This window comes from Streptosporangium sp. G12, from assembly GCF_052983175.1.
Genome location: NZ_JBRIQO010000022.1, coordinates 107,359 through 124,151, shown reverse-complemented (window position 1 = coordinate 124,151; position 16,793 = coordinate 107,359). Strand labels below are relative to the sequence as shown.

The 16,793-nt window shown below is 72.6% G+C and carries 19 protein-coding genes; 17 read left to right on the top strand and 2 right to left on the bottom strand.

Annotation, left to right across the window (positions count from 1 at the left end; genetic code table 11):
* Window positions 1-81: 81 nt before the first annotated feature.
* The 3 genes from ACVCAG_RS31250 (at window position 82) to ACVCAG_RS31240 (ending at window position 2,843) form a co-directional block, all read left to right on the top strand.
* A complete protein-coding gene (locus ACVCAG_RS31250; RefSeq protein ID WP_447190958.1) occupies window positions 82-1,749 on the top strand; it encodes a sensor histidine kinase in 1,668 nt (555 codons plus the stop codon).
* On the top strand, window positions 1,746-2,417 hold the full coding sequence (locus ACVCAG_RS31245) for a response regulator (RefSeq protein WP_440087500.1): 672 nt from the start codon (window positions 1,746-1,748) through the stop codon (window positions 2,415-2,417). Before ACVCAG_RS31250 ends, ACVCAG_RS31245 begins: the two co-directional genes overlap by 4 nt.
* A gap of 81 nt (window positions 2,418-2,498) precedes the next feature.
* The gene (locus ACVCAG_RS31240) at window positions 2,499-2,843 is read left to right on the top strand and encodes an anti-sigma factor antagonist (RefSeq protein WP_440066303.1); all 345 of its coding nucleotides are present in this window, start codon (window positions 2,499-2,501) and stop codon (window positions 2,841-2,843) included.
* On the opposite strand, the gene ACVCAG_RS31235 is transcribed toward ACVCAG_RS31240, so the two are convergent.
* Both ACVCAG_RS31235 and ACVCAG_RS31230 read right to left on the bottom strand, forming a co-directional pair.
* Window positions 2,844-3,071, bottom strand: coding sequence for an HGxxPAAW family protein (locus ACVCAG_RS31235; protein ID WP_440087499.1), 228 nt, complete (start codon window positions 3,069-3,071; stop codon window positions 2,844-2,846). It abuts the gene before it with no gap.
* 37 nt (window positions 3,072-3,108) lie between these two features.
* A complete protein-coding gene (locus tag ACVCAG_RS31230) occupies window positions 3,109-3,546 on the bottom strand; it encodes a MarR family transcriptional regulator (protein WP_440087591.1) in 438 nt (145 codons plus the stop codon).
* Window positions 3,547-3,634: 88 nt separating this feature from the next.
* Between ACVCAG_RS31230 and ACVCAG_RS31225 the strand changes: the two genes are divergently transcribed.
* From ACVCAG_RS31225 to bdeA, 14 genes are all read left to right on the top strand, one after another.
* Complete coding sequence (locus ACVCAG_RS31225) at window positions 3,635-3,817, top strand: hypothetical protein (RefSeq protein WP_440066299.1); 183 nt, start codon at window positions 3,635-3,637, stop codon at window positions 3,815-3,817.
* Window positions 3,818-3,999: 182 nt separating this feature from the next.
* The gene (locus ACVCAG_RS31220; protein ID WP_329079480.1) at window positions 4,000-4,203 is read left to right on the top strand and encodes a DUF5302 domain-containing protein; all 204 of its coding nucleotides are present in this window, start codon (window positions 4,000-4,002) and stop codon (window positions 4,201-4,203) included.
* 146 nt (window positions 4,204-4,349) lie between these two features.
* Complete coding sequence (locus tag ACVCAG_RS31215) at window positions 4,350-4,793, top strand: type II toxin-antitoxin system PemK/MazF family toxin (RefSeq protein WP_440087498.1); 444 nt, start codon at window positions 4,350-4,352, stop codon at window positions 4,791-4,793.
* Between the two features lie 207 nt (window positions 4,794-5,000).
* Window positions 5,001-5,543 (top strand): RNA 2'-phosphotransferase, encoded by a 543-nt coding sequence (locus tag ACVCAG_RS31210; protein ID WP_440087497.1) that lies wholly within the window; start codon window positions 5,001-5,003, stop codon window positions 5,541-5,543.
* Window positions 5,544-5,771: 228 nt separating this feature from the next.
* A complete protein-coding gene (locus tag ACVCAG_RS31205; RefSeq protein WP_440087496.1) occupies window positions 5,772-6,533 on the top strand; it encodes a DeoR family transcriptional regulator in 762 nt (253 codons plus the stop codon).
* Window positions 6,534-6,594: 61 nt separating this feature from the next.
* The gene (pfkB, locus tag ACVCAG_RS31200; RefSeq protein ID WP_440087495.1) at window positions 6,595-7,536 is read left to right on the top strand and encodes a 1-phosphofructokinase; all 942 of its coding nucleotides are present in this window, start codon (window positions 6,595-6,597) and stop codon (window positions 7,534-7,536) included.
* Window positions 7,537-7,600: 64 nt separating this feature from the next.
* Window positions 7,601-8,722: a mannitol-specific PTS transporter subunit IIC gene (gene mtlA, locus ACVCAG_RS31195; protein WP_440087494.1), complete on the top strand. Its 1,122-nt coding sequence runs from the start codon at window positions 7,601-7,603 to the stop codon at window positions 8,720-8,722.
* A 3-nt stretch (window positions 8,723-8,725) separates the two neighbouring features.
* On the top strand, window positions 8,726-9,034 hold the full coding sequence (locus ACVCAG_RS31190) for a PTS lactose transporter subunit IIB (protein WP_344744158.1): 309 nt from the start codon (window positions 8,726-8,728) through the stop codon (window positions 9,032-9,034).
* The gene (locus ACVCAG_RS31185) at window positions 9,027-9,482 is read left to right on the top strand and encodes a PTS sugar transporter subunit IIA (protein WP_350967634.1); all 456 of its coding nucleotides are present in this window, start codon (window positions 9,027-9,029) and stop codon (window positions 9,480-9,482) included. The genes ACVCAG_RS31190 and ACVCAG_RS31185 overlap by 8 nt, the downstream gene beginning before the upstream one ends.
* Window positions 9,482-10,513 (top strand): zinc-dependent dehydrogenase, encoded by a 1,032-nt coding sequence (locus ACVCAG_RS31180; protein ID WP_440087493.1) that lies wholly within the window; start codon window positions 9,482-9,484, stop codon window positions 10,511-10,513. The genes ACVCAG_RS31185 and ACVCAG_RS31180 overlap by 1 nt, the downstream gene beginning before the upstream one ends.
* Window positions 10,514-10,665: 152 nt before the next feature.
* On the top strand, window positions 10,666-10,971 hold the full coding sequence (locus ACVCAG_RS31175; protein ID WP_440087492.1) for an HPr family phosphocarrier protein: 306 nt from the start codon (window positions 10,666-10,668) through the stop codon (window positions 10,969-10,971).
* The gene (ptsP, locus tag ACVCAG_RS31170) at window positions 10,964-12,643 is read left to right on the top strand and encodes a phosphoenolpyruvate--protein phosphotransferase (protein WP_447190957.1); all 1,680 of its coding nucleotides are present in this window, start codon (window positions 10,964-10,966) and stop codon (window positions 12,641-12,643) included. The genes ACVCAG_RS31175 and ptsP overlap by 8 nt, the downstream gene beginning before the upstream one ends.
* A gap of 147 nt (window positions 12,644-12,790) precedes the next feature.
* Complete coding sequence (locus ACVCAG_RS31165; protein ID WP_447190956.1) at window positions 12,791-15,595, top strand: AAA family ATPase; 2,805 nt, start codon at window positions 12,791-12,793, stop codon at window positions 15,593-15,595.
* A 220-nt stretch (window positions 15,596-15,815) separates the two neighbouring features.
* Window positions 15,816-16,760 (top strand): bis(hydroxyethyl) terephthalate hydrolase, encoded by a 945-nt coding sequence (gene bdeA / locus ACVCAG_RS31160; protein WP_440087590.1) that lies wholly within the window; start codon window positions 15,816-15,818, stop codon window positions 16,758-16,760.
* The last annotated feature ends 33 nt before the right edge of the window (window positions 16,761-16,793 follow it).

Below are 16,793 nucleotides of genomic sequence, written 5' to 3'. Positions count from 1 at the left end.
TCCACCGCGCTAGAGGAAAAATCCGGTCGAGCGACTATCTCCGGCCCTGTGATCTAAGTCACCATTGCGTACATTTCGTTCGTGAACTTGCGGAAACTTCCCAGACGCATGCGCGACTGGAGCCTGGCCAGGCAGATGCTGGCCCTCCAGATCGTCGTCGTAGGCGTCACCGTGACCGGTGGCGCCCTGCTGGCGTTCCTGCAGATGCGCGACCTGCTCGTCGAGGAGGCCACCGGCACCGCCAGGGCGGTGACCGTCAGCGTGGCCGACTCCCCCTCCGTCCTCGCCTCCCTGGGCGACTCGGCGGCCCTGCAGCCGTACGCGGAACGGGTGCGGCGGGAGACCGGGGTCGACTTCATCACGATCATGAGCCTCGACGGCGTGCGCTACACGCATCCCAACCCCGCCGAGATCGGCCGCCGCTTCCTCGGCAACACCGCGCCCGCCCTGGCGGGGCAGGTCTTCACCGAGACCTACACCGGCACGCTCGGCCCCTCGGTCCGCGCCGTCGCCCCGGTCCGCGACGCCCGTGGCGAGGTGCGGGCCCTGGTCAGCGGCGGCATCACCATCAGCAAGATCAGCGTCAGGCTCCGCGGGCAGATCACCGGCGCCGTGCTGATCGGCCTGCTCGGCCTGTCCGTCGGCGGGGCGGGCACCTACCTGGTCGGGGCCCGGCTGCGCCGCCAGACGCACGGGATGGGCCCCACCGAGCTGAGCCGGATGTACGAGTACCACGACGCGATCCTGCACGCCGTGCGGGAGGGCCTGCTGCTCGTCGACGACGCGGGCACGGTGACGCTCTGCAACGACGGCGCCAGGGAGCTCCTGGGCCTGACGGGCGAGGTGAACGGCAGGCACGTCACCCGGCTGGGCCTTCCCCCCTCGCTGGGCGAGCGGCTCTCGGCGGGCGAGAACCGTACCGACGAGATCCACATGACCGGGGAGCGGGCGCTGGTGGTGAACGCGGCGGTGGTCCGCTCCGGCAACCGCTCGCTCGGTACCGTGGTCACCCTCCGCGACCACACGGAGCTGCAGTCCCTGACCGGGCAGCTCAACGCCGAGCGCGGCTTCGCCGACTCCCTGCGGGCCGCCGCGCACGAGTCGGCCAACCGGCTGCACACGGTCATCACCCTCGTCGAGCTGGGCCGCGCCGAGCAGGCGGTGGCGTTCGCGACCGAGGAGATCAAGGCCGCGCAGCAGCTCACCGACCGGGTGGTCGGCGCCGTGCGCGAACCCGTGCTCGCCGCGCTGCTGCTGGGCAAGAGCGCCGAGGCCGGGGAGCGGGGGGTGGAGCTGTCGATCACCCCGGACAGCGAGCTCGACGACCTCGGCCTGGACACCCGCGACCTGGTGACGATCGTCGGCAACCTGATCGACAACGCGGCGGACGCGGCCATGGCGGGCACCCGGCCCGCGCGGGTGGAGGTGCGGCTGCGCGCCGACGAGACGGCCTTCGTGATCAGCGTGGCGGACAGCGGCCAGGGCCTCGACCCGGCGACGGCGGGTGAGGCCTTCCGGCGGGGATGGACCACCAAGGGCGACGGCCGCGGCCTCGGCCTGGCCATGGTCGGCCAGGCGGTCCGCCGCATGGGCGGGACGATCGAGGTCGGGGGGACGGGCGAGCCGAGCCCTGCTGGGGAGGCCGCCCGCGCGGTCGCGGGCGGGGGAGACGCCGGGCGACCGGCGGAGAACGGGACGGGCGCGGTGTTCACCGTACGGCTGCCGCTGCGGGGGAAGGACACGTCATGATCTCGGTACTGGTCGTCGAGGACGAGGAGATCACCGCCGAGGCGAACCGGGTCTTCGTGGAGCGGGTGCCCGGCTTCCGGGTGGCGGGTGTGGTCAGGTCCGGCGGCGACGCGCTGCGTTTCCTGCGGCGGCACCCCGTCGATCTGATCCTGCTCGACCTCTACCTGCCGGACATGCACGGGCTGGAGGTGTGCCGGGCGCTGCGGGCGGCGGGCGTGATGTCGGACGTCATCGCGGTCACCTCGGCGCGGGACCTGTCGGTGGTCAGGTCGGCCGTCTCCGTCGGCGTGGCCCAGTACCTGCTCAAACCGTTCACCTTCGCCTCGCTGAACGAGAAACTCACCCGCTACGCCGAGTTCCGGTCGTCGGTGGAGGGCGCGGGAGAGGCGAGCGGTCAGGGCGAGGTGGACCGCGCGCTGGCGGCGCTGCGGGGCCCGGCGCAGAACCTCCTGCCGAAGGGGATGACGCAGGCCACCCTCGACGCCGTGCTGGCGGAGCTGCGCAAGTCTCCCGGCGGCCTGTCGGCCCAGACCGCCGGGGCGGCGATCGGCGTCTCCCGGGTGACCGCCCGCCGTTACCTGGAGCATTTGACGGAGAGCGGGATCACACACCGGGTGCCCCAGTACGGTGGCCTCGGACGGCCCGAGCTGCTCTACCGGATCATTTGAGGCCCCGCCGGGGCACGGTGGCCCCGGAACTGGTAGGAAAAAGGCAGCCCGCCCTGCCACCCGCGGGCAAAGGAGTGCAGCATGGCCTTTTTCACGGTCTCATCGAGCCTGCTCGGGACGGCGTTCGTCGTCCGGGCGCTCGGAGAACTCGACTACCGCCACTCTCCCGCCCTGCGCGCGGAGATGGACAAGGCATGGGCCGCCGAGCCGCCCTCCCTGGTCGTGGCCGACGTCGCGGGTCTCACCTTCTGTGACTCCACCGGGGTCGCCGAGCTGATCCTGGCGCTCCGGCGGAGCCGCACCCTGGGCGTCCGGCTCGCCCTCGTCGGTGTGCACGGCACCCTGGAGCGGATCCTCACCATCACCGGCCTGCGCTCCTCCTTCGAGGTCTTCGCCTCTGTCGAGGAGGCGCTGCAGAAGGCCTGATCAGCTGTTTCCCTGGTCCATCGGCACGCGGGGCGCGTCGACGATGACGTCGGAGAAGATGTCGACCACCAGGGCGATCACGCCGCCGATCGCGATGATCCCGGCCCCGACCCAGAAGAACGTCCAGTTGGGGCCGAGGCACAGGGCGACGCCCCCCACGGTGAACCCCAGCAGGATGACGATCACCGCGAGCCAAGACTTGGGGCTTCCCCCGTGACTTCCAGCCATGAGTCTTTCCTCTCCCTGTTCTCTGATTCTCCGCGAATCAGTGATGCGCGCCGTCCGCCGCGGCGATCACCCGCGTCAGTGACCGGTGGAGCTCCTGGAGCTCCTCCAGGTTCATACCCAGACGCTCGACGATCGCCGGCGGAACCTTCTCCGCCTCGCCCCGCAGCCTGTGACCCTCCGGTGTGAGCGAGACGGCCAGGACACGCTGGTCCTGGCTGTCACGCCGCCTCCGGATGTAGCCGACGGCCTCGAGACGCTTCAGCAGCGGGGACAGCGTACCGGGGTCGAGTCTCAGTAGCTCGCTCAGCTCCTTGACCGACCGCGGTGCCCGCTCCCAGAGGGCGAGCATGACCAGATACTGGGGGTGGGTGAGCCCCATCGGCTCCAGCAGGGGCCGGTAGAGCCCGATGACGTTGCGCGAGGCGATCGCCAGGGCGAAACACACCTGGCGGTCCAGGCTCAGGGGATCGACCATGTCACTCACGCACGCCTCCAACCGACATAGTACGATAATTAGTGTACAAACCATTATCGCCCCAATCGTCGGCGAGTAAAGGATCCCCATGTTTCACAGCAAGCCGATCGAGGAGCGGATCGCCGAACGTCAGGCCGAGCGCTCCACCCTCAAGGAGGGCCGGCACTTCGAGCACGGCCCGGCGAAGTTCGTCTTCATCTTCGTGATCGTCTTCGTGGTCGTCGGCCACCTGGCCGGCCTGCTGCTGATGATGGCCCTGGGCATGCACTGACGTGGCCGGACGGCGTGCCGGCGAAGCTCGCGGCACGCGGCCTTCCCGCACCGCTCCCCCCCTTCCTCCGGGACTTCCTCTCAGAGCCGAAGCGGGGGGCCTGCACGCCGGAAGGGTCCGGATGAGAGGATGATGATCCTGTTGGTCGGGGTTGGACCGCCCGATAGATCAGGAGGTCTGTAATGTCTGACGTCACGCCGGAACCCGAAGGTTCCGAAAGTTCCGACGACGAGCTGAAGCGCAAGTTCCGCGAGGCACTGGAGCGCAAGAAGCTCGCCCAGGCGGACGCGGGCGCCGGGGGCAAGGGGAAGAACTCCTCGAAGATCCACGGTGCTCACGGCCCGGCGGCGGCCAAGCGCTCCTTCCGCCGCAAGAGCGGCGGCTGAGCCGTCTTTCGAACCAGGTCCGGACCAGGGCACCCGCCCATCCGGATCTCGGCCGCCCTGCTGGCCCCGGCCAGCGGGCGGCGCGCTCCCTCCACCGGCTCCCTGCGCCCCTTGGAAGCGTCCGCGGTCTGCAATAGGCTGTGCACGTGCGTGATCTTGGTGAGGACCCCCGGCCGGCTCGAGGCGCGGTCAGCGAGGTCCGCCGCGTCGACCGGGCCGCGACCCTGCACTACTCCCCCGACCTCGACGGCCTCGCCGATCCCGGCGAGATCGTCTGGGCCTGGGTCCCCTACGAGGAGGATCCGGACCGGGGCAAGGACAGGCCGCTGCTGGTCGTCGGCCGCCACGGGCGCAAGCTGCTCGCGCTGATGCTGTCCAGCCGGGCCGGCGGCGGCGACCCGGGCGACTGGCTGGAGATCGGCCCCGGCCAGTGGGACCGGGAGAACCGGGTCTCGTACCTGCGCCTGGACCGGGTCTTCGCCCTCGCCGAGGGCGACATCCGCCGCGAGGGCTCCGTCCTCGACGGCGCGCGCTTCGCCCGCGTGGCCGCCGTCCTCAAGCGCACCCACGGCTGGGCCGCCGACGGCTGAGCCCGCTCCGCGCCGGCCCCGGGCGGCCGCCCGGCGGGAAGGTACGGACACCGCGAAGGCGTCCGGGCCCGCGAAGCACGGGCACACGAAGGCGTCCGGACACGTAAGGCACGGACAACGAAGGTGTCCGGACATGCGCTCAGGCCGAAAAGCGCCCGGCGCGAATCCGGTGGAAAACGGCGGTGTGAGCCAGCATCCTGGTGTCCCATGGACGACAGACGGCTCGTTCGAGTCTCCAAGTATCTTTCCCAACACCTCAGGCACCAGCCCGAACGCATCGGGCTGGTCCTCGGCCCGCAGGGCTGGACGGACATCGGCGCCCTGCTGGCGGCCGCCGCGCGGCACGGCTTCACGATCACCCGTGAGGAGCTCGCGCAGGTGGTCGCGGGCAACGACAAGCGGCGCTTCGCCATCGAGGGCGACCGGATCCGCGCCAACCAGGGCCACACGATCGACGTCGACCTGGGCCTCGCCCCGGTCGAGCCGCCCGAGTTCCTGTTCCACGGAACGGTGGGCCCGTACGTGGCCGCCATCCGGGAGGAGGGCCTGCGGCCGATGAGCCGGCACGCCGTGCACCTGTCCCCCGACCGGGAGACCGCGACCCGGGTGGGCGCGCGGCGGGGCAGGCCTGTCGTGCTGGTCGTCCGCTCGGGGGAGATGCACCGGGCGGGTCACGAGTTCCGGGTCAGCGCCAACGGCGTATGGCTGGCCGCCCACGTGCCGCCCGCCCACATCTCGTTCCCCGGCTGAGGAACTCGGATCCCCGCCTCACCTCGCGCCGGGGCCACAGGATTTCCAACGCATTCCAAAATCTGGGTCAGCCTCAGGCCACTCCCACCTCGCACCACACCCCCGGGCAAACACCTGGGGTTTTTTCATGTTCATGCTGGTTTAGAGGGAAGTCAACCCATTGACGTTCCAACACATACGGGTGTAAATAAAGCTGAAACAACACTGAAACGGTGGTGAATCAACAGCATGTACGCCGAGGAGCGGCAACAGGAGATCCTGCGCCGGGCGCGGACCGTCGGCCGGGTGGACGTGGTGACGCTGGCGGAGGAGTTCGCCGTCACCACGGAGACCGTTCGCCGCGATCTGACCGTGCTGGAGCGCTCCGGGATGCTGCGGCGCGTGCACGGCGGTGCGATCCCGGTCGAGCGGCTGGGATTCGAACCCGAGCTGGCCGCCCGCGACGAGGTGATGATCGGAGAGAAGGAGCGCATCGCCAAGGCGGCGCTCGCCGAGCTCCCCGAGGACGGCGCGATCATCATCGACGCCGGGTCGACGACCGGCAGGCTGGTGCAGGCGCTGCCGGTCGACCGGGAGCTGACCGTGATCGTGAACTCCCCGCCGCTGGCGACGGCGATGGCCACCCGCCCCAACCTGACGGTGATCATGCTGGGCGGGCGGGTGCGCGGGCGGACCCTGGCCACCGTCGACGACTGGGCGCTGCGCCCCCTCTCCGACCTGCACGTGGACGTGGCGTTCATGGCGACCAACGGGTGCTCGGTGGCCAAGGGGCTGACGACGCCCGACCCGGCCGAGGCCGCCATCAAGCGGGCGATGATCGGCGCGGCGCAGCGGTGCGTGCTGCTCGCCGACCACACCAAGTTCGCCAACACCTACCTGGCGCGCTTCGCCTCGATCCAGGAGATCGACGTGGTGATCAGTGACACGGGGCTCGACACCGGGGTCGCGGCCGAGATGGCCGCCGCCGGGCCGGAGGTGGTCCGGGCGTGACCGTCCCCCTGTCCCCCGGTCCCGACCTCGGCCCCGGCCGTACGATCGAGGTGGCCCCGGCGTGATCGTCACCCTGACCCTCAACCCCAGCCTGGACCGGACGATCGAGGTGGCGTCGCTGACCCGCGGGGCCGTCATCCGCGCCGCCGCCGCCCACCTCGACCCCGGCGGCAAGGGCGTCAACGTCTCCCGGGCGCTGCTGGCCAACCGGATCCGCTCGTGCGCGGTCGTCCCCTTCGGCGGCGACGAGGGACGGCGGCTGGTGAGCCTGCTCTCGGCCGAGGGCATCGAGATGATCACCGTCCCCGTCGCCGGGACCACCCGGTCCAACGTCGCCCTGGCCGAGCCCGACGGCACGGTCACCAAGATCAACGAGCCGGGGACGGCCCTGTCGCCGGCCGAGCTCGACACCATCGCCGAGGCCGTGCTCGGCGCGGCCAGCTCCGCGGACTGGGTGGTCGCCTCGGGCAGCCTCCCGCCCGAGGTGCCCGCCGACGTCTACGCCCGCCTGTGCGAGCGGTTCGGCGCGGCAGGCATCAACGTCGCGGTCGACACCAGCGGCCCCGCCCTCGTCTCGGCGCTCGCCGAGGCCCCCGCCCTGGTCAAGCCCAACCGGGAGGAGCTGGGCGAGGCCACCGGGATCGCCATCTCGACCCTGGGCGACGCCATCAAGGCCGCGGAGAGCCTGCGGGTCCGAGGCGCGGGCGCCGTCCTGGCCAGCCTGGGCGCCGACGGCGCGATCCTCCTGCAGGACGACCAGATCTGGCACGGCCAGTGCCCGGTGGCCGAGCCGCGCAGCACCGTCGGCGCCGGTGACGCCATGCTCGCCGGGTTCCTCGCCGGCGGGGCGCGCGGCGAGAGCGCGCTGGTCGAGGCGCTGGCCTGGGCGACCGCCGCGGTCGGGCTACCGGGAAGCCGGATGCCCTCCCCGCACCACATCCGGCGCGACGACGTCCGCGTCACCGGAGCCGATCCCGCCCTGCCGCTGCGGTCCGGGGGCTGACAGTGGCGCGGATCCACCCCCCTGGCCGGCCCAGCCGCCGGCCGCCCCGGAAGGAGCAGCACACATGAGCGAGTACACCCCGACTGTCACGGGAACCGGAGCGAGAGCGCACATCCAGCGTTTCGGCGGGTATCTCGCCGGAATGATCATGCCCAACATCGGCGCGTTCATCGCCTGGGGCCTGATCACCGCCCTGTTCATCCCCACCGGCTGGCTGCCCAACAAGGAATTCGCCGCCCTGGTCGACCCGATCGTCAAAGTGCTGCTGCCGATCCTGATCGGTTACACCGGCGGACGGATGGTCCACGGCCAGCGCGGAGCCGTGGTCGGCGCCGTCGCCACCATGGGCGTCGTCGTCGGCGCGGAGAGCCCGATGTTCCTCGGCGCGATGATCATAGGGCCGCTGACCGCGTACATCCTGAAGCTGTTCGACGGGCTCGTCGCCGACCGGGTCAAGGCCGGCTTCGAGATGCTGGTGGACAACTTCAGCGCCGGCATCATCGGCGGCGCCATGGCCCTGGTGGGCCTCAAGGTCATCGGCCGCGTCGTCGCCGAGATCACCGGCGCCGCGAGCGACGCGGTCGCCTGGCTGATCGGCAACAACCTGCTGCCGCTGGCCTCGGTCGTGATCGAACCCGCCAAGGTGCTCTTCCTCAACAACGCCATCAACCACGGCGTGATGGGCCCGCTGGGCGTGGCACAGGCGGCCGAGACGGGCAAGTCGATCCTGTTCATGCTGGAGTCGAACCCCGGACCCGGGCTCGGCCTGCTTCTGGCCTTCATGTTCTTCGGCCCCCGCGCGCTGCGCCCCAGCACCCCCGCCGCGATCATCATCCAGTTCTTCGGCGGCATCCACGAGATCTACTTCCCGTACGTGCTCATGAAGCCCCGGCTGATCCTCGCGGTCATCGCCGGTGGCGCCACGGGCGTCCTGGTCTTCATCATGACCGGGGCCGGGCTGGTGGCCACGCCGTCGCCCGGCAGCATCTTCGCCTTCCTCGCGGTGACTCCCAGGGGCGGGTGGTTCGGCACCATCGCCGGTGTCCTCGCCGCGACCCTCGTCTCCTTCGCCGTCGCCTCGGCCCTCCTCGGCTTCGGCAGGGGTAAGGACGAGACGGAGGAGAACCCCGAGGAACCCCCGGCCCAGACCGAGACCGAGACCGCACCCGTCGCCAAGGAGGCCTGACCGATGGCCAGCATCGAGAGCAAGGACATCCACAAGATCGTCGTGGCCTGCGACGCGGGCATGGGCAGCAGCGTCATGCTCGCCACCCAGCTCCGCAAGCAGCTGAAGGACCAGAACGTCCAGGTGGAGCACACCCCGGTCAACTCGATCCCCGCCGACGCCGACGTGGTGGTCTGCCACGCCGGTCTGGCGAACCGGGCCAGGGCCGGGGCCCCGGACAAGGTGCTGATCCCGTTCCAGGTCTTCATCGGGGACCCCGCGGTGACCAGGCTGGTCAGCACGATCAAGAGTGGTGGCACCGTCAATGCCTGAGACGGCGCCGCTGCCGCTGGACCCGCGCGCCATCCGGCTGGCGGCCTCGGCCGCCGACCGCGACGACGCGATCCGGCAGTGCGGGGAGGCCCTGCTCGCCGTCGGCGCGGTGGAGAGCGCCTACATCGACACCATGCTCGAACGGGAGCGCTCGATCTCCACCTACGTCGGCGAGGGGGTCGCCATCCCGCACGGCACCCTGGCCGCCAAGGACGCCGTCCGGCACGACGCCATCAGCGTCGTGCGCTTTCCCGGCGGTGTCGACTGGGACGGCGACCGGGTGACGGTGTGCATCGGCATCGCCGCCAAGGGCGACGGCCACGTACGGCTGCTCGCCGAACTCGCCCAGATCCTGATGGATCCCGACCAGGCCAGGGCCCTTCGCGAGGCGACGGAGGTCGCCGAGGTGGTCCGGCTGCTGCAACCGAACGAAGAGGACGAAGCATAGTGAAGGTCGCCCGTTTCTACGCCCCTGGCGACATCCGCGTCGAGGAGGCGCCGGAACCCGTCACCGGACCAGGCGAGATCAAGATACGCGTGCGCAACTGCTCGACCTGCGGCACCGACGCGAAGATCCTCAAGCACGGTCACCACCACATCAAGCCGCCCAGGGTCATGGGGCACGAGATCGCCGGCGAGGTGGTCGAGGCCGTCGACGCGGGCGAGTGGGCCCCGGGCGACCGGGTGCAGGTGATCGCCGCGATCCCCTGCGGGAAGTGCGCGGAGTGCCGCCGGGGCCGGATGACCGTCTGCCCGAACCAGGAGTCGATGGGCTACCACTACGACGGCGGTTTCGCCGAGTACATGATCATCCCGGCGAAGGTCCTCGCGGTCGACGGCGTCAACCGCGTCCCGGACGGCGTCGGTTTCGCCGAGGCGTCGGTGGCCGAGCCGCTGGCCTGCGTGCTCAACGGCCAGGAGCTGGCCCGCGTGGGCGAGGGCGACGATGTGGTGATCATGGGCTCTGGCCCGATCGGCTGCCTGCACGTGCGGCTGGCGCGGGCGCGGGGCGCGGCGCGGGTCTTCCTCGTCGACATCAACGCCGGGCGGCTGGAGATGGCCGCGGGGCTGGTCCACCCGGACGCGGTCGTCCACGGCGAGGACGTCGTCGAGCAGGTGCTCAAGCTCACCGACGGCAGGGGGGCCGACGTCGTCATCACCGCCGCCGCCTCCGGCGCCGCCCAGGAGCAGGCACTGCGGATGGCGGCCCGTCAGGGACGGATCAGCTTCTTCGGCGGCCTGCCCAAGGACAACCCGATCATCCAGTGCGACTCCAACCTGGTCCACTACCGGGAGCTGACCATCGTCGGCGCCAACGGGTCCAGCCCGGCGCACAACGCCCGGGCCCTGCGGCTGATCGCCGACGGCTCGGTGCCGGTCGCCGACCTCATCACGCACCGGCTGCCGCTCGCGGAGGTCCTGGAGGGGATCGACATCGTCAGCAGGGGCGAGGCCATCAAGGTGACCGTCGAACCCTGACCGGCTCCGGTCTCCCACGCCCCTTCCGCCGAGCCCTGCGGAAGGGGCCGCCCCCACACACGCAGGCCCGAACGGGCCCGCCGAGTTCGCGCAGGCCCCGTCGGACCGCACCACCCGAACCACTCGCAGAACGCGCAGAAGGAGAACCGGAGATGCCGGAGAGGACAGTGGTCGTCGCCTCACGCACGGGCCTTCACGCCCGGCCCGCGAAGATCTTCGTGCAGGCCGCGGCCAAGCAGGGGATGCCCGTCCGCATCCGCGTCGGGGACGGCAAGCCCGTACCGGCCAACAGCATGCTCGCCGTGCTGGCGCTGGGGGCCACGCACGGCACGGAGGTCACGATCGAGGCGGAGGGACCGGGCGCCGACGAGGCGCTCGACTCCCTCGCCGGGCTGCTCGCCCGCGACCTCGACGCCGAAGAGGTCCCCCGTGGCGCCGGAGAGACCTCCCGTGGCTGAGACGCTCAGTGGCCTGGGCGTGAGCTCGGGCCGGGCCGCCGGGCGGGTCTGCCGGATGGCGGGCCCGCCGGAGCTGCCCGCGCCCTCCCCCGTCACCGACGCGGGCGCCGAGCTCGACCGGGCGATGAACGCGCTGCGGGCCACGGTCTCCGAGCTGGCGGCGCGGGCGGAGAAGGCGCCCGACGCCGACGCGAGGGCGATCCTGGAGGCGCAGTCCTTCATCGCCGACGACCCCGGCCTGCACGAGTCCGTGGAGGCGAACGTCAGGTCGGGCAAGGACGCGGCGCACGCCATCGACGAGGCCTGCGCCCACCACCGGCGCGCGCTGGTGGCGGCGGGCGGCTACTTCGCCGAGCGCGCCGCGGACCTCGACGACATCCGCAACCGGTCCGTGGCGGCGGTGCTGGGCCTGCCCGTCCCCGGGGTGCCCGACCCGGGTCACCCGTTCGTCCTGGTCGCCGCGGATCTGTCCCCCGCCGACACGGTGAACCTGGATCCCGGGTCCGTCCTCGCCCTCGTCACCGAGAAGGGCGGCCCGACCAGCCACACCGCCATCCTGGCCCGTGCCCGCGGCCTGCCCGCCGTGGTCGCCTGCCGGGGGGCGGGCGACATCGGCGAGGGGACGTGGGTGTCGGTCGACGGCCTGCGGGGCGAGGTGGAGGTCGGCATCGGCGAGGGGGCCGCCGCCGAGATCCAGCGCGGGGCCGAGGCCGACCGCCGCCGGGCGGGCACCGTCCGGGGCCCCGGCCGGACCTCCGACGGCCACCCGGTCAAGCTGCTGCTCAACATCGGTTCGGCGGCCGACCTCGCACCGCCGGTCCGGGTTCCCCCGGCGGAGGGGGCCGGGGGCGTGGACGCCGAGGGGGTGGGGCTGTTCCGCACGGAGTTCCTCTTCCTGGACCGCCGCGAGGAGCCGGGTCACGAGGAGCAGGTGGCCGCCTACGCCGCGGTCCTCCGCGCCGCCCCCGGCGGGCACGTCGTGGTCCGCACCCTCGACGCGGGCACGGACAAGCCGCTGCCGTTCCTCGGGCTGGCCGAGGAGACCAACCCGGCGCTGGGCGTACGGGGACTGCGGGTCTCCCGGGTCAGGCCCGAGGTGCTCGACACCCAGCTCGACGCCATCGCCGAGGCGGCCCGCGCGACCGGGACCGAGCCGTGGGTGATGGCGCCCATGGTGACGACGGTGGCCGAGGCCGCCGACTTCGCCGGGCGGGCCCGTACCCGGGGGATCGCGCGCGTCGGGGCGATGGTGGAGGTCCCCGCCGCCGCGCTGCGCGCCGGGCGCCTGCTGGAGGAGCTCGACTTCCTGAGCATCGGCACCAACGACCTGAGCCAGTACACCTTCGCCTCCGACCGGCAGCACGGGGAACTCGCCGACCTGCTCGACCCCTGGCAGGCCGCGCTGCTCCAGCTGATCGCCGACTGCGCGGCGGCCGGGCGGGCGGCGGGCAAGCCCGTCGGCGTGTGCGGCGAGGCGGCGGCCGACCCGCTTCTGGCGACCGTCCTGGTCGGCCTGGGCGTCACCAGCCTGTCGATGTCCGCACCCGGGATCTCCCCGGTACGGGAGGCTCTCGCCGCCCACTCCCTGGAGCGGTGCCGCGACAACGCCAGGATCGCCCTGGCCGCCGACGACCCCGGACGGGCCAGGAAGGCGATCGCCCCGGACCGGTGAACACCCCGCCCCCACCCCTCGGCGCGCATCGGTGAAATCACCGGTCTTTCCCGGGCCACCGGTACACCGGTGCAGGTCGGCGGAGGCCGGTGGGGAACCCCGCCACGCGCTCTTTCCAGGCGCGACACACGGGCGTAACACTGAGGGATGGCCTCCCCCTCCGCCGCCACCCGGTCACCGGCGCTGCACGGCCGTGACACGGAGCAGGACGCGCTGCTGCGATTACTCGACGCCGCCCGGCGCGGCTCCGGGGGCGCGGCGATCCTGCGAGGGGCGCGGGGCACGGGAAAGACCGCGCTGCTCGACCTCGCGGCGGCCCACGCGGGCGGCACCGGTAACACCGGCGACACGGGCGCCACGGGTGGTTTCGTCGTGCTCAGGGTGCGCGGTACCGAGGCGGAGTCGCACCTGCCGTACGCCGGGCTGCACGGCCTGCTCAGGCCGGTCGCCGACCGGCTCCCCGCGCTCCCCCCGGCGCAGGCGGAGGCGCTGACCCGGGCGCTGGAGCTGGGCGCGGCGGACGGCGGGCTGACGCTTCCCGCGGCGGTCCTCAACCTCCTGGCGGCCGCCGGCGGCCCGGTACTGGCCTGCGTCGACGACGTTCACCACCTCGACGCGCCCAGCCGCGCGGCGCTCTTCTTCGCGGCCAGACGGCTGGCGGGGGAACCGGTCGTGCTGCTGTTCGGGACCGACGACGGCGGCGACGGCGCCGCCCCCGACGACATACCGGCGTTCGAGCTGGGCGTCCTGGACGAGGAGGCGGCCAGGCGGCTCGCCGACGACCTGGTGCCGGGACTGGCCGACGACGTACGGGCGTCGCTGCTGGAGATCGCCTGCGGCAACCCGCTGGCGCTCGGAGAGCTCGCCGGGTCGCTGAGCCCCGGGCAGATCTCCGGCGCCGCCGCCCCGCCCGGAACCCTGCCGAGGGGCGGGCGGCTGTGGCGCGCGTACACCGACCGGCTGGCGCGGCTGCCCGGCGAGACCGCGGACATGCTCCTGCTGCTCGCGGCGGATCCCGACCTGGAGACGGTCACCCTGGCCGGCGCCGCGGAGCCGGAGTGCGCGCTGGCCGCGCTGGAACCGGCGGAGCGGGCGGGGGTGATCGTCCATGTCGGCGGCGCCGGCGGCGACGGTGCCGGTGACCGCTACGACTTCCGCGAGCCGGCGATGCGGACGGTCGTGTACGCCGGCGCCTCCCTCGCCCGCCGCCGCGCCGCGCACCGCCTGCTCGCGGGCATGCTGTGCCACGACCACCAGCGGCTGCGGCGGGCCTGGCACCGGGCCGCCGCGATGGACGGCCCCGCCGAGTCGCTCGCCGACGAGCTGGCGGCGGCCGCGGCGGCGGTGACCTCCTCCGGCGGCCACCCGGCGACCTTCCTCGCCTTCGAGCGGGCGGCCGAGCTGACCGAGCACGGCGACGTCAAGGCCGCGCGGCTGGCCGCGGCCGCCAATCGCGCCTGGCACGCGGGCCTGCCCCGCCGCGCCCGGTCGCTGCTCACCCGCCTGCAGTCGCTGACGATCTCCGAGGAGGTGCGCAGCCAGGCCGAGCTGATCCGCGGCAGCCTGGAGCTGCGCAGCGGGAAGACCGGCAGCGCCGGGGACGACCTGATGGCGGCGGCCGAGTCGCTGCTGGACAGGGACCGGGGGCAGGCCGTCCGGGTGCTCATCCGCGCGGGCGAGGCGAATTACCTGGCCGGCGACAACCTTCGCTACCTGGACATGGCACGGTGGGCCGCCACGCTGCGCCGCCCGGACGACCCGGCGGCCACCCAGCTGATGTTCGAGTACCTGGCCGGTACGGCGGCGACGTTCGACGGCCGTCACCGGGAGGCGGCCGATCCGCTCCGCCGGGTGCTGGAGCTCGCGCCCTCGGTGCGCACCCCCTCGGTGCTGGTGTGGGCGGGCGTGGCCAGCCTGTTGCTCGGCGACGACGCGCAGGCGGTGCGGCTGTGCGGCCGGGCGGTGGAGACGGCGCGCGCCCGCGGGGCGGTCTCCACCGTGCCGCAGGTCCTGGAGTTCATGATCCATGCCGAGCTCTGGATGGGCCGCTACGCCTCCATCACCGCCAGCGCCGTCGAGGGACTCCGGCTGGCCCAGGAGCGCGGGCGGCCCAACAGCGCGGGCCAGCACCTGGGGTGGCTGGCCCTCACCGCGGCCGTCGAGGGGGACGAGGAGACGTGCGCGATCAGGGCGGCGAGCGCCATCGAGCTGGCGGGCGCCCACGGGGTGTGCGTGGCGGGAGCCCTCGGCAACTGGGCACTGGCCCATCTCGACCTCGCGGCGGGCCGCCACGCCGACGCCACCAAGCGGCTGCGGGCCACGACCAGGGCGGACGGGACCAACGGCCACCTCGTCATACGGGTGATGTCCACCCCTCTGTTCGTCGAGGCCACCGCCCGCACCGGTGACCGGGAGCGGGCCAGGGAGGCGCTGCGGGTGCTCGACCGCTGGGTGGGCAGCACCCGCAGTCCCGACCGGCGCGCGCTGGCCACGCGCTGCCACGCGCTCCTGGCCGCCCCCGGCGACGCCGAGGAGTACTTCAGGGCCGCGCTCGACCTGCACCACCAGGGGTTCTCCGAGTTCGAGACGGCCCGCACCCAGCTGCTCTTCGGCAGCGCGCTGCGCAGGAACCGGCGTCCGGGCGCGGCCAGGGAGCACCTGCACAGCGCGCTGGAGACGTTCGAGCGCTCCGGCGCGCGGCTCTGGGCCGAGCAGGCCCGCGCCGAGCTGCGCGGGGCGGGAGAGGCCGTCCGGTCGCACCGCCCGAAGGCCACCGAGAAGCTCACCGCGCAGCAGTACCAGATCGCGCGCATCGTGGCGGACGGCGCCACCAACCGGGAGGTGGCGGCCCGGCTCTTCCTGAGCCCGAGGACCGTCGAGCACCACCTCAGGAACATCTTCGCCAAGCTCGACATCCGCTCCCGGGTGGAACTGGTGCGGTTGATGTCGTGATTCACCGGTGTTGACCGGTGCGATGGAGTACGGGTGATTTCACCGATGCACTCCGGGGCTGACAGGGAGAAAGTGGCGTCTGTCAGGAACCCGAGGGGTCACCCCGGTGCGCTGACCGTACCGCCGCCGTTCCCGGTGGCGGGCCGACGCGCGACGAACGGCCGTCAGCCTCGACCGCCGTATCGCCGTGGTTCCCCCCACAGGAACGGAGTACAGCAACGTGCAGCCGTACGGCACCACCCCCCAGGCCCCCGCGCCCAGGCGTTCCCGCCGGGCGACGACGGTCGCCACGCTGACCCTCGCACTCGCTCTGCTCGGCACCGGCGGGACGCTCGCGCCCGCCGCGCAGGCCGTCGCGGCCCCCGCCGCGCAGGCCGCCTCCGCCGGTCCCTACGACCGCGGCCCCGACCCGACCAACTCCAGCATCGAGGCGGCCAGAGGACCGTTCTCGATCTCGGAGACCACCGTCTCCTCGCTGCGGGTGAGCGGCTTCGGCGGAGGCACGATCTACTATCCGACGTCCACCAGCGAGGGGACGTTCGGCGGGATCGCCATCGCCCCCGGCTACACCGCGAGCAGGTCTACCATGGCCTGGCTCGCCTCGCGGCTGGCCTCCCACGGCTTCGTGGTCTTCAACATCGACACCCTCACCCGCTCCGACCAGCCCGCCAGCCGAGGACGGCAGCTGCTGGCCGCGCTCGACTACCTCACGCGGGAGAGCTCGGTCGCGAACCGGGTCGACGCGAGCAGGCTCGGCGTCGCCGGGCACTCGATGGGCGGCGGCGGCACGCTGGCCGCCGCCGACAGCCGGCCGCAGTTGCAGGCGGCCATCCCGCTGACCCCGTGGCACACGACCAAGAGCTGGTCGGGCGTGCGCGTCCCGACAATGATCATCGGCGCGGAGAACGACTCGGTCGCCTCGGTGGCCCTGCATTCCAAGCCGTTCTACAACAGCATCCCCTCCTCCTCGGAGAAGGCGTACCTGGAGCTCAACGGCGCCAGCCACTTCGCGCCCAACTCCTCCAACACGACGATCGCCAAGTACAGCGTCTCCTGGATGAAGCGCTTCATCGACGACGACACCCGCTACGAGCAGTTCCTGTGCCCGGCGCCCCAGGTCAGCCTGAGCATCTCCGAGTACCGGGACACCTGCCCGCACTCGTAGGACCGCGGGGCCGCCATCGGGCCACGACACCGG